Source organism: Caloramator sp. E03 (assembly GCF_006016075.1).
GTDB lineage: Bacteria > Bacillota > Clostridia > Clostridiales > Caloramatoraceae > Caloramator_B.
The window spans coordinates 2,260,208-2,273,979 of record NZ_CP040093.1 but is presented as its reverse complement, the minus strand read 5'-3'; the positions used below and the strand labels follow the sequence as shown (position 1 = coordinate 2,273,979).

At 29.6% G+C, this 13,772-nt stretch carries 12 protein-coding genes; 8 read left to right on the top strand and 4 right to left on the bottom strand.

Annotated elements, in window-relative coordinates:
- Positions 1 to 240 precede the first annotated feature (240 nt).
- The 6 genes from FDN13_RS14255 (at position 241) to FDN13_RS10920 (ending at position 6,063) form a co-directional block, all read left to right on the top strand.
- Positions 241 to 378, top strand: a complete 138-nt coding sequence (locus FDN13_RS14255; protein ID WP_168190146.1) for a hypothetical protein — start codon at positions 241 to 243, stop codon at positions 376 to 378.
- Positions 379 to 513: 135 nt separating this feature from the next.
- The gene (locus FDN13_RS10940) at positions 514 to 2,226 is read left to right on the top strand and encodes an IS1634 family transposase (RefSeq protein WP_138979184.1); all 1,713 of its coding nucleotides are present in this window, start codon (positions 514 to 516) and stop codon (positions 2,224 to 2,226) included.
- 321 nt (positions 2,227 to 2,547) lie between these two features.
- Complete coding sequence (locus tag FDN13_RS10935; RefSeq protein WP_138980374.1) at positions 2,548 to 2,946, top strand: cytochrome b5 domain-containing protein; 399 nt, start codon at positions 2,548 to 2,550, stop codon at positions 2,944 to 2,946.
- 382 nt (positions 2,947 to 3,328) lie between these two features.
- Positions 3,329 to 4,207, top strand: a complete 879-nt coding sequence (locus tag FDN13_RS10930; protein ID WP_371414821.1) for a hydrogenase small subunit — start codon at positions 3,329 to 3,331, stop codon at positions 4,205 to 4,207.
- A gap of 9 nt (positions 4,208 to 4,216) precedes the next feature.
- Entirely contained in the window at positions 4,217 to 5,623 is a 1,407-nt protein-coding gene (locus tag FDN13_RS10925) for a nickel-dependent hydrogenase large subunit (RefSeq protein ID WP_138980372.1), read from the top strand.
- On the top strand, positions 5,620 to 6,063 hold the full coding sequence (locus tag FDN13_RS10920; protein ID WP_138980370.1) for a hydrogenase maturation protease: 444 nt from the start codon (positions 5,620 to 5,622) through the stop codon (positions 6,061 to 6,063). Before FDN13_RS10925 ends, FDN13_RS10920 begins: the two co-directional genes overlap by 4 nt.
- Positions 6,064 to 6,081: 18 nt before the next feature.
- Here FDN13_RS10920 and FDN13_RS10915 read toward each other — a convergent pair whose 3' ends face one another.
- Entirely contained in the window at positions 6,082 to 6,948 is an 867-nt protein-coding gene (locus FDN13_RS10915) for a DegV family protein (protein WP_138980368.1), read from the bottom strand.
- Positions 6,949 to 7,713: 765 nt separating this feature from the next.
- Here FDN13_RS10915 and FDN13_RS10910 point away from each other — a divergent pair.
- Positions 7,714 to 8,193, top strand: a complete 480-nt coding sequence (locus tag FDN13_RS10910) for a DUF6803 family protein (RefSeq protein WP_138980366.1) — start codon at positions 7,714 to 7,716, stop codon at positions 8,191 to 8,193.
- Positions 8,194 to 8,386: 193 nt separating this feature from the next.
- Positions 8,387 to 9,304: a transposase gene (locus FDN13_RS10905; protein ID WP_138980364.1), complete on the top strand. Its 918-nt coding sequence runs from the start codon at positions 8,387 to 8,389 to the stop codon at positions 9,302 to 9,304.
- Positions 9,305 to 9,795: 491 nt separating this feature from the next.
- On the opposite strand, the gene FDN13_RS10900 is transcribed toward FDN13_RS10905, so the two are convergent.
- The 3 genes from FDN13_RS10900 to FDN13_RS10890 all read right to left on the bottom strand — a co-directional run bounded on the left by FDN13_RS10900 (position 9,796) and on the right by FDN13_RS10890 (position 13,476).
- Entirely contained in the window at positions 9,796 to 10,944 is a 1,149-nt protein-coding gene (locus FDN13_RS10900) for an MFS transporter (RefSeq protein WP_168190145.1), read from the bottom strand.
- A gap of 152 nt (positions 10,945 to 11,096) precedes the next feature.
- Positions 11,097 to 12,758, bottom strand: coding sequence for a putative ABC transporter permease subunit (locus FDN13_RS10895; protein WP_138980360.1), 1,662 nt, complete (start codon positions 12,756 to 12,758; stop codon positions 11,097 to 11,099).
- Positions 12,751 to 13,476 carry an ABC transporter ATP-binding protein gene (locus tag FDN13_RS10890; protein ID WP_138980358.1) on the bottom strand — a complete coding sequence of 242 codons (726 nt, stop codon included), beginning with the start codon at positions 13,474 to 13,476 and terminating at the stop codon, positions 12,751 to 12,753. Before FDN13_RS10890 ends, FDN13_RS10895 begins: the two co-directional genes overlap by 8 nt.
- Between the last annotated feature and the right edge of the window lie 296 nt (positions 13,477 to 13,772).

Sequence of the window (13,772 nt, the reverse complement as noted above, 5' to 3'; positions counted from 1 at the left end):
ACATATTTATAGATATTTATTATATATTAGATTTTTGAATATTTCAATTAATTTATTGTCATAAATGCTTATGGAACAAATTACAAAAATGCAATATAAAATGTTTATAAAATCTAAGATTTCATAACTATTGCAGCATGTTTTATATACTTTTATATTTTGACCTATTATTATCTCTATATTCTTATATTTAACATTTAAAAAGCATATAATGTAAGGAATAATATTTGGGAGGTTTTTATGGATAAAGAAACTTTAATAGAGAATGTTGAAAAATGCTATAAAAATATTTTTAGTCTAAGGAATATGCTCCTTTATACACAGTGTCCATTAAAAAGACAGCAGCTTGAAAATAGAATACTTTACGCGGGTCTTTGACAGTTGCAAGACAAAAAAAGTGCCTTAAAGCCTTGATATAGGCTTATTTTTTTGTCAAATTTTAAATTTTTATAGTGCACAATGTGTAACAATGTGTTATAATATAGATATAAATATATGAAGAGATGTGAAAAAATGAGATTACAAATTGTTAAATCAAAAAATGCAGCATCCTTATATGTAGTTAAATCTGTTTATGAAAAAGGCAAGCGTACATCAAAAGTAGTTGAGAAGCTTGGCACTTATGATGAACTTTTAAAAAAACTAAACGGACAAGACCCTATAGAATGGGGGAAGAGGTACGTTGAAGAGTTAAATAGAAAAGAAAAAGAAGAGAAAAGAGAAATATTAGTAAAATACTCGCCTGTTAAACAAATTAACAAGGACGAACAGCATACTTTTAATGGTAGTTACTTGTTTTTACAAAAAATATATAACGAGCTTGGGCTGCAAAATATCTGTAAAAATATTTCGGATAAACATAAATTTAATTTTAATCTAAATTCAATACTATCAAGATTAATTTATGCAAGAATTATTTATCCATCATCTAAGCTTGCTACATACGAACTATCAAAAAAATTTATTGAGCAGCCTGATTTTGAGCTTCAGCATATTTATAGAGCTTTAGAAGTGATTTCACAAGAAACAGATTTTATTCAGTCAGAATTATACAAGAACAGTCTTAAAGTTTGCAATCGTAATAAAGGAGTTCTCTATTATGACTGCACCAACTATTTCTTTGAAATTGAACAGGAAGAAGGATTAAAACAGTATGGAGTATCGAAGGAACATAGACCCAATCCAATTGTTCAAATGGGACTTTTCATGGATGGAGACGGCATCCCCCTTGCATTTTGTATAAACAAAGGTAATACTAATGAACAAGTAACTTTAAAACCTTTAGAGCAAAAAATTATATCCGAATTTGGGCTTTCAAAATTTATCATTTGTACAGATGCAGGGCTTGCATCTACAGCAAACAGAAAATTTAATAATATACAAAATCGAGCTTTTATTACTACACAATCTATTAAAAAATTAAAATCACATTTAAAAGAATGGGCGTTAGACCCCAAAGGATGGCATCTTAGCGATTCAGACAAAGTATATAATTTAAACGAAATTGACGAAGAAACAGATATTAATAAAATTTTTTATAAGGAACGCTGGATAAAAGAAGACGGGCTTGAACAAAAACTTATTGTAACATTTTCCTTGAAATATAGAAACTATCAAAGAACTATAAGAGGTAACCAAATAGAGAGAGCTCAAGAGGTTATTGATACCAATCCTACAAAATTGAAGAAATGTAATGCTAATGATTACAAACGCTTTATTTCAAAGACTCACTGCACACCTGACGGTGAAGTAGCTGAAAAAGAATTATACAGCATTAATGCTGATTTAATAGCACAAGAGGCAATGTATGATGGTTTTTACGCAGTATGTACAAATATAAGTGATGATGCTGCCGCAATTATAAAAATTAATAGAAGGCGTTGGGAAATAGAAGAGTCCTTCCGTATTATGAAATCAGAGTTTAAGGCAAGACCAGTATATTTAAGAAGAGATGATAGAATAAAAGCGCATTTTACAACTTGTTTCATTTCCCTGATGATATATAGGCTATTAGAAAAAAAGCTTTCAGAAAAATATACGTGTAGCGATATTATATCAGGACTTAGAGAAATGAATTTTTATGAGATTAAGAATGAGGGCTATATTCCAATATATACAAGGACTGATTTTACAGATGATTTACATGACAAATTTGGCTTTAGAACGGATTATCAAATAATTAATATGAAACAAATGAAGAAAATTTTTAAAGACACGAAAAAATAAAAAACATTGTTCACTTTTTTGAAAAGTATAAAAGTCTGAGAGCCCTTGATATTCAATGGTTCTACAGGCTTTTTGCTTCGCGCAACTGTCAAAGATGAGATTATATATTAGATTTTTGAATATTTCAATTAATTTATTGTCATAAATGCTTATGGAACAAATTACAAAAATGCAATATAAAATGTTTATAAAATCTAAGATTTCATAACTATTGCAGCATGTTTTATATACTTTTATATTTTGACCTATTATTATCTCTATATTCTTATATTTAACATTTAAAAAGCATATAATGTAAGGAATAATATTTGGGAGGTTTTTATGGATAAAGAAACTTTAATAGAGAATGTTGAAAAATGCTATAAAAATATTTTTAGTCTAAGGAATATGCTCCTTTATACACAGTGTCCATTAAAAAGACAGCAGCTTGAAAATAGAATACTTTACGAAATAGACAATCTTCTTAATATATTAAAATGGGATATTAGACAAAGGGAATTTACAATTGAAGAGCTTTCAAAATATGACGGCTCATTGGGAAACCCTGCATATATTGCAGTAGGTGGAATCGTTTATGATGTTAGTAATTCCCCAGTTTGGGGAGGAGGAACCCACTTTGGAGCATTAGCTGGAGCTGATCTTACTTCTCAGTTTGAAAAGTGCCATAAGGGAGACTTATCTAAATTAAAAAATCTTCCAGTTGTAGGTACGTTAGTGTGAAAAAGTTTTCTCCATCCTTGGTGCCTGGCACCAGAGATGGAGAAGAGAGGATACAAGCCAAGGGACGGTTAGTGTGAAAATGTCCATTTACAAAAAGGAAAAAAGTACAAGCCAAGGGACGGTTACTTATTTTATACACAATATCTGCAAAATTAGGGGTACATGCATAAAATATTTTATCTATTATTTAATATAATAATTAACCGTCCCTGCTGTTGCCTTTGACAAACCTAAAACTTTTTCATTCCATAGTTGTGGCTATTGATTAGTCATGACCTGTTAAAAGTTTGATTTGAGTAGAAATAAAAGTGAATAATAAAGAACTGTCCCTCATTATGAAGAACTGTCCCTCATTATGTAAAAATTTTTAGGAGGATAAGATGTGAGTAAATTTAAGAACTGTCCTATAATAGAATCTAAATCTCAAACAGCAATGACACTTATAAATCAATCCATTAATTATATTAAGCAAAACAATGTTCCTAAATTAAATTTAATATGGCTTGAGGCTACAGGATGTTCAGGCAATATAATATCACTTCTTAACGGGGAAAATCCTGGGCTTTATTTTCTATTGAAAGAAATGGTTAATTTAAAATATGATAATAGTCTGTCCCCTTCTCAGGGTGAGAGAGCCTTTGAAGAATTTTTAAAGGCTATAAATACGGAATTTATTCTTGTTGTTGAAGGCGCTATATCCCTTAAAGATGGCGGCCTTTATAGTGTATTTGCAAGATATAAGGGAGAGATAATTACAACTGCAAAGGCTGTAAGAATGGCAGCTGATAAGGCTAAATATATATTAGCAGTTGGAACTTGTTCATCCTTTGGAGGAATATCTTCAGCATCTCCCAATCCATCTGAATCTATTAGTACCTTTGATTACCTTAATGACAAAACCGTAATTAGAATACCAGGCTGTCCTGCCCATCCTGACTGGGTTACAGGAACAATTGCCCATCTTATATCCTTTGGAATGCCACTTCTTGATGAAAAAAACAGACCTCTTATGTTTTATTCTTTAACAATACATGATGGCTGTACAAGGCGTTCATTTTTTAATAAAGGAATATTTGCACAAAAGCTTGGGGATCCTGAATGTATGTTTAAGCTTGGCTGCAGGGGGCCAGTTACAAAGGCGGACTGTCCAATTAGAAAATGGAATCAGTATGTAAACTGGCCTATTGGTGATAATACTCCCTGCATTGGATGTACTCAGGAGAATTTTCCTGATGGAATGGAACCTTTTGTAAGGTATTAGGAGGGTATTATGAGTAATATAATTTATATAAATCCTATAACAAGGATTAGCGGTTTTCTTGAAATAGAAGTTAAAATTGAAAACAGTGAGATAGTTGATGCTAAAAGCAGCGGAGTTTTATATAGGGGATTTGAGAAAATGCTTCTTGGGCGTTCTCCCCTCGATGCCATATATTTTACTGAAAGAATATGCGGGATATGCTCAACGGCTCATTCTATGGCATCAACACTTTGCCTTGAAGATGCATTAAAAATTACTCCAAACTTAAATAGTAATCTTTTAAGAAATATAATTCATGGATGTGAATTCATTCAAAACCACATAAGACATTTTTATCAGTTTGTAATCCCTGATTATGTTAAAGGACCTGATATTATAGGAAGCAGTTATTCAAATAATGACTACAGGCTGCCTGAAAATTTAAGCTATAGGATAAATAAAAACTATATAGAATCCTTAACCTTTAGCAGGGCAGCCCATGAGATGATATCTGTACTTGGGGGAAAAGCTCCTCACAACCACGGAATTTTTGTTGGAGGAGTTACCTGTAATATTGATTCTGCAAAAATTATAAAGCTACAGTCCCTTTTAAAATCAATTAAAGACTTTGTAAATACAAAAATGCTTGAAGATGTATATATAATATCTCAATATTACAGCGATTATTTTAACATTGGTATTGGCTGCAAGAACCTTTTAACCTACGGATTATTTGACTTTGATGATAAATCCATATTCTACGTTAAACCCTCTGTTTTAATAAATGGAATGAAATATCCCTTTGAAAAGAGCAATATAACTGAAAATGTTTTTTATTCTTGGTATGAAACTCAAAGTGAAAGCGTTCCCTTTGAAAGTCCTCCAGACACTAACCTTAATAAAAAAGATGCTTACAGTTTTGTTAAAGCCCCTCGATACAAGGGCTATCCTATGGAAACAGGACCTCTTTCAAGAATGTATCTATCAGGAATATATAAAAGAGGAGTATCTACAATGGACAGAATTGTTGCAAGAGCTCTTGAGGCTGAAAAGATTATAGATATAGTTGAAAATATGCTTAATATGATAGAAATTCTGCCATCTGATCAAGATATATATGAAATACCAGATAGTGCCATCGGGGCTGGACTTACTGATACAACCCGTGGGAGCCTTGCCCATTATATTTCAATAAAAGACAAAAAAATTGAAAAGTACGATATTATAACCCCTTCCACTTGGAATCTTTCAAGCAGAAGTGAAAATGGTACAAAAGGACCCGTTGAAAGTGCTCTTATTGGAACATTTATTAGCGACTTATCATCTCCTGTTGAAATAGGAAGAATCGTTCGCTCCTTTGATCCTTGTATATCCTGTGCAACCCATGTAGCAGTAAAAGATAAAAATCCTATTGATTTTATAATTGATATTTTATGAGCACAAAATTAATAGCAATAGGAAATAAACTAATGGGGGATGATGGTATTGCACTAATAGTTGCCGATAAAATAAAAGAAAAGCTAAAAGACATGAATATTGAAGTTATTATTGGAGAGACCGACTTTGACTTTTGCCTTGATTTTATAGATAAAGAAGATTTTATTATACTCCTTGATTCAACACATTTTAATATTGAAAAAGGAAGTATTACGTTATTGCCATTAGATTCCTTATACCAAAGTAAGAATTTCTTTTTTTCACATAGTTTAAGCTTACTCCACTACCTTTTAATATATAACATAAAGGGTAACTTTATAGGAATAGAGGTAGAAAATATTGATTTTACTAATAGACTAAGCCCATCGCTTTATAAAAACCTTGATAATATATGCAATAATGTGTTAAAAATAGTAAAATATATTAAGGCAGATATATAACATACCTGCCTTTTATGTTTATCTTTCGTGTCCCATAAAAAACAGTGCAACAGTTCCAGGGCCAGAATGGGAACCTATAACAGGTCCAACATTATTAATTATGAAATCTTTAACCTCAAAATCGTTTAAAATCAATTCTTTAACATATAAAGCATCCTCAAGACAGTCACCGTGGCTTATTGTAATTACCTGATCTTTAGGGTTTATTATCCTTTCCTTTAAACTATCTGCTAAAAATTTCAGGGATTTTTTCCTTCCCTTAACCTTTCCTATTGGAATAAGCCTTCCCTCTCTATCCACATGGAGCACCGGCTTAATATCAAGTATAGTTCCAAGAGCAGCCGCAAAGCCTGAAACCCTTCCTCCTCTTCTTAGATGCCCTAAATCCTCAACAGTAAAATAATGATTTATTTTAAGCTTATTATCCTCAACCCATTTTACAACTTCATCCTTTTTGTATCCCTTCTTTAACATCTCATTTGCATAATAAACCAAAAGCCCTTCTCCTAAAGAAGCACACTTACTGTCAATAACAGTAATATCAGCATTTTTATTTTGATCCATTATATGATTTTTTGCTGATAGGGCACTACCAACGGTACCGCTTAAAGCTGAAGAAAAACCAATATATATTATGGATTTCCCTTCATCTGTAAATTTTTTAAATACTTCTTCGAACCTGTAGGTATTAACTTGAGATGTTGTGGGCATCTCTCCTTTTCTGACTTCTTCATAAAATTCCTTATAGCTTAGTGTTTTACCAAAATCATCGATATAATCCTTACCCTTAAAATGGCATGTAAGCCCTATTGGTATTATTCCGTTTTTTTCAACATATTCAAAAGGTAAATCAGAACATGAATCAGTCATTAAAATAGTTTCCATTAAATCTTCTCCTATCTTTTTTATTAATATTATACCAAATTTTTATGTCAGTAAACTTATTTATTTAAAGAAAAAATATACTTATGTGTATACTTGTATACTTGTGGTACTTGTGCTTGTGGTGCTTGTGGGACGGTTCTTTTTAAGATATGCCTATACAAAGTAATAGATAATAGGTTATAATAAGGGACGGTTCTTTATAATTCATTATTTTTTATGATAAGCACCTCTCAACGGTACAAGTGCTAAAGGTAAATAGTAAATAGGGACAGTTCTATTATCTTTTTAAGTATGTACTTATGGTACTTATGGGACGGCTCTTTTTTAAAGTAACTATCTAATATCTAAGATCACCTAATATAAGTCAAGAAATTTAGGATATGAAAAACAGTTTTTTAAATAACAATGTAGCTATTTTAACTACAAGTATTAATCCATAAATATCAAAATTAAAAATAAAAATATAGAATAAAAATTTTATGATAATGATATAATTGGCAACATGGTTTTTCTTGTATCCTCTCAAATTTGAAATAATAAAATTCACCTACATATTTTTATCTAATTTCAATTTAAATTTAAGCATAATATTACTCCCCAACTAACTTTGAAAAGAACCATCTCTATTTCTATAATTTACAAATATAATTTTAATTTATATTTGCATAGTTTTTCATTTAATTGTAAAAGTTTATATACCTTCATAAAATCTTCATAAAAATATTTTATAATCCACATTGAAATTGAAATTAAGGAGGAATAGATATGGAAATGACTCACTATATGTCTTTGCTATCTGAAAATCAGCCATGGAATCTTTTAATATTTATGGCTATACCTGTTATATGTGCAGAAACACTAACTATAACAGAATTTTTAAACATATTTAGCAAGGCAAAAGAAGGTATTTCAAAAACAATAAACAAGTATGTAGGAATATTTGATGGCTTCTATTTCACAGGAATATTTATTTATCTAATGTTTAATGCAGTTATTCCTCTTACAAAAACTGGAGGATGGAATACATGGGTTGATGTAGTTGCAGTTGGTTTTTATCTAAGTGGTGTACTTTTCCTACTTCCAATTGCTCTTTTAGAACTTGGAATTATATTTAAAAGCAAGTCTTTCGAAGAAAAAATAAAAATCCATTTTATGCTCGTCGGAGGATTCCTTATTGTAGCACACATAGCTATGATTTTTGGAATGATTAATCCGGGAATAATAAAAGGAATGCCATCAATGTAGGTTTTTGTTTAGGTTTTAGGGACGGTTCTTTTTTAGGTATATTTAAGGATGCCATTAATTTAAGCATCCTTTTTTATTTTTATTGAATGTAAATAAATATAAGACAGTTTTTTTCTTTCTTTTTTGTTTCAATGCATAAACATTCCATGTTTGGAAATACTAAACGTAAAAGTATATTTGGAGGTAATCTTTTATGCCCAGAACTGCAAGAATAAAAAGTAAGGATAGTATATATCACATAATGATTAGAAGCGTTGGAGATACTATTCTTTTTAAAAATAATGAAGATAAAGATACTTTATTAGACATTATAAGGCACTATAAAGATATTTTCATATTTAAAGTATACGCCTACTGTCTTATGGATACTCATGCCCACTTTCTTATTGATGCAAACGGTGCTGATGTTTCAAGGTTTATGCATGGAATAAACCAGCGCTATGCCCAGTATTACAACAAAAAGTACGAACGAAGAGGGCATGTTTTTGCTGACAGGTTTAAAAGCATAATCGTAGATAACGATGTCTACCTCGTTACCCTCTCTGGCTATATACACAAAAATCCAACCGATATAAAGAATTACAAAGAAAATATCGAAGACTATCCATATAGCAGCCTTGGAATATACCTTGGGCTAAGAAAAGATATATATGGTATTCTTGATACCTATTTTGTTTTAAGCCAGTTCAGTAGCGATATTAAAAAGGCAAGGGAACTTTATGTAAAGTTCGTTGAAAAGTGCAACGATAAAAAGATGAAGGCTATTGTTGAATTTGAAAACGACGGTTCTCAATATAGAAGCGAAAGAAAGATTCTTGTAAGAAACCTTTCACCTAAAGCAGTGCTTCAATTTGTAGCAAATTATTGTGGAAGTGTAACCCCTGATATATTTCATATAAAAGGGAAAAAAGGGACAAAGGAGTTTAGAGGGGTTGCTATACTTCTTATGCGCTCATTATGCAACATGAGTTACAAAGAAATATGTGCTCTTGCAGGAAACATCACCATATCCCAGGCAAGCAATCTTTGTAGCTTTGGATTTAACGTTATAAAAAGCAATAAAAAATATCAAAATATAATACATGATTTGATAAATGTATCAAATAGTTAAGCTTTATGCTTTAAACGATTATTAAAATTTATGTATTTATAATACGCTTTGCTTTTAAATTAAAAAGCTTCATAAATCTATTATTTTCTTATCAAAAATGCATTTCAATATACTTATAAAAAATTTGGACAAGGCATAAACTTTAAAACAATTTGCTTAAATATCAATTCAAAAAGTTTAAAACTAAAATAACTTCAATTCACATCTATGGCTTTTTAATTATTTTGTTATTTTTTTAAATTTAATTCCTATCTTATAAATAAAAAAGAACTGTCCCTTTTTTCATCTAAGAAAATATTTTAAATCTAACATAATATATATTAAACAAAAGAGCTACTCTGAAAACACTTATTTAATTTATATTTGTATATTTTAAAAATTGATTTGTGATAACCAACCATATATTTTGTTTTCATCCTTAATGTTAACACTTATGTTGTTGGTAGTTACCCCAAATACTCATTTTAAATAAAAGAACCGTCCCTTATGTTCTAACTATATTTATTAAAGAACTGTCCCTTAAAATTTAAACATAGCAAGATTAACGCAAAAAAGCAGATTATAATACAAAAAGTAAAAGATGCTTCTATTGATATGTCTGAAACCTTGCCAATTACAACATTTACAGCTGAACTTAAAATATCACCACACATTGCATAGATTGAAAGTACAGTTGCTCTATCCTGTATTGATATACTTTTATTTTCAATGTCAAGAATAATTGGTGATATCATCGCACTGCTGCTGCACATCAATGCAAGAGCAATTATAATTATAGGAATGTTTTTTAGCGTTAAAAAAGCCAAACATGATAATGTTATTATTATAAAAAATATCATTAGACTTTTATTTTGTCCAAATTTTGAACTTAAAACATGTGTTTTGGCAGAACTTATCCTAACAAGCTGTAAAAAAGCTGTAAGCAATCCAAAATAAACTATATTAAACCCACAGTTAATAAGCTTAATCTGATATAAAAATACTGCAACAGCCTGAACAACCTCATTTATAAGGCTTACCGCAAATATTAATAATATTATATTTTTACTTGATTTAACAAAATCAATACATAATTTAATATTTATCCTATTCTTATTCTTAACCTCAACTTCAGTTAAAAAGAAAGTAAGAATTGATGCAATTCCATAAAAAACAGATGTTAAAAGTGCAGTACTATCTAATGAATACTTAACTAAAATTGATGATATGATTGAAGCTAAAAACAGCCCTGCATTAGATAGAGCACTATATCTGCCAAATACCTTTTCACTTTCCTTTTCATTTATTGAAGAGTATAAAAGAGCTATATCACAACCTGATATCCCTGAAAGTGAAAAAGCCATTAAAATCCTCTCCAAAAGGAACATATTAAATGAATGTGCTTTGTAGAATACAATCTTTGAAATAAAAAATAATATGTTAGAAATAACAAGTGTCTTTTTATAGCCAAATCTATCGGCAAAATATCCCCATGGAATTTCAAGTATAATCATAAGTATCCAAGATATAGATTCTATTATAAAAATACTTGATACTGCAAGCCCTCTTCTTTGTCTGTAAATAACTGCAACAGGACCATAAAATACAAAACCCTGTAAAAATATAATTAAATACATCAGGTACACGTTTCTCTTATTCAAATTTGACACCTCCAAAGCCATAACAAATAGACCTTTATTCAAGGTCTTAATTTAAAAAATTTTAGTTTTGAAGGTATCAAATTAAATTATTCATAAATCATGCTCCTCATATTTTATATACTCACATTAATATTATACCATAAAATACATTTTTATACTATATTATCAATCATATCATTTATATTCCTTTTTAAATAGATATATAGAACAATTAATATTATGCCTGAAATGCCCATATAAACCATTTCTAACACACTTGAGGAAACTTTGATTTTACTTATTACGGCAAAAGATACACCCATAACCCCCATTGAAAGCAATATAGGTATAACTGGATTTATATTCTGTTTCATGGCTTTTTGAGGGCTATCCCAATTAAGTTTCGGCCATTTTAAATCTATGATTATGCCAATAATATAAAAATCAAAAAGAAGAATATTACCAATTAAAAAGGCAATAATTATGCTTATAATTGGTATTTTAAAATACGCCATTAAACTGCATACCATAATGCCACCTATTCCTCCAAATATAGCCCCGTGAAGAAGTTTAGCTAAAATAAGCTGTTCTGCTTTTATAGGAAGGGACTTTAAAAAGTAAAAACCTTTTCCCTCCCTTGATATGCATGTTGATGTTATTGAGGTTGAAATTCCCAAAAACAGGATTATTATCCCGCCATATATACCAATATGTTTTACTATATCTTTATTAGAAAGCAATACCGTTATTTCTTTCATACTCTCTCTATTAAAAAATAATACAAAATACATCATTACAGGAAGTAGAAATATAACAAGAGGCCCATTTAATAAATATATTGGTTCCCTGTTCATAAGCTTTATTTCTCTTAAAAGAAGTGTACTTATAATGCCTCTGCTTTTAAACATTTTATTATTTTCGTTTTTATTTAGTTTATTATATTTTTTATTTATTTCATTGCCCCCTATTATACTGCTGTAATATATTTTAGACATTGAAATCAAAAGTAGATACACTAAAGCTAACGATAAAATGAAAAAAGCAATGATGTATAATATTCCCTGAGAGGTATCATATCCTAAAATTCCTTTGCTTAATAATATTGAAGGATAATAAACTCTTCCAAAAACATCAATAAGCCCATTTTGTTTTGTAAGAAATTCTATTAAATACTGTGGATTATTATTAACAAGAACTTTATTAATTAAATATTGGTATCCTATTGCAAAGGGAAGAACCAGCAATCCACTCAATATCATAAGTAAATCCTTCTTTTTAGTTAGATTGCCTATCTTCATCAAAGGAATAACTATAAAATAGCATAAGGCTAAAGGAATTATAGGAACTAAAAGAGATGTTACAACTAATGTAAAGTAAAATAAAATTCCTTCATTAGATTTTACGCCATATACTCCAAGTCCTATTCCCATAACAACAGCAGATGCAATAAGCTCAGTTACATATGAGTTTATATATTTTGCAAGCAGTATATCCCTTTTTCTTAAAGGCAGAGAAAGTATGATATCTCCTTCCTGATTCATAAAGTATCCTGTTATAACTGTTATCATGCCTAATATAAAAGTGAAAAAACTTGCAAAAATTATTGATATAGTTACTATTAATCCCTGTTGGTCTATTTTTTCTAAAAAATCATACATTCTTATATAAGAATATAACATTATTCCAAAAAAGCTTGATAGTGAAAACAATATAAGAAAAAATAACCCTACAGATTTTAATGCATCCTTCTTATTATATTTTAAATTTCTAAAAAATCTTTTTATTCCATAAGTTGAACTTATATATATTTTAGCAAGGCTTAAAGCTTTACTCATTTTCTATCAACTCCAAAAACAATTTTTCAAGAGATTCCTCATGCTTTTTATTCTTAAGCTCTTCTACTGTACCAACAATAATTATTTTCCCTCCCTTTATAATGCCAATTCTATCACAAATTTTTTCTGCAACATCAAGGACATGGGTTGAAAAGAAAACTGTATTACCTTTATCCGCATGTTCTCTCATCATATTTTTTAGTGTAAAAGCTGCTTTAGGATCAAGACCTACCATTGGTTCATCAAGAATCCAAAGGGGAGGATTATGCATCAATGCTCCTATTAAAACAAGCTTTTGTTTCATACCATGGGAGTAGCTGCCTATACTTTCCTCTAAAACACCCTCTATTTCAAATTCCTTCGCAAGCTTTAAAATATTAGTTTTTCTTTCCTCTTTTCCCATTTCATAAACATCTGCAATAAAATTCAAATATTCAATTCCTGTTAGCCTATTAAAAATTTCAGGATTATCAGGAACAAAACCTATTTGCTTTTTAACTTCAATTGGATTATCCTTTATACTCATTCCATTTACAAAAATATTTCCTTCATCCATCTTTAATATACCAGTAATAAGTTTTATAGTTGTTGTTTTACCTGCACCGTTAGGCCCTAAAAATCCAAATATCTCTCCTTTTTTAACTTCAAGATTAATGCCATCAAGAGCTTTTACTTTATTTTTTCCATAACTTTTTGATAAATTTTGTATTGTTATCATATAAACACCTCTCCACAATATATTTAGATGTTTGTCTAAATATCTAAATATATTTTAATCCAGCCACATTAAATTTACAAGTGGCAAATCTGAAATTAGTAATAAAATTTTTATACAGCAAATATTCATGATTATTTTTTAAACATACATCGAAAAATCACTTCAAAACTATACTTAAATATATAAAAGAACTGTCCCTAAAAATTGTCTCCAAGTCACGCACAATAAAAAGGCCACCTAACCTATATAGGTTAAACAGCCTTTAAAAATTAGGTTCTATAATAAATGTTGGGGTG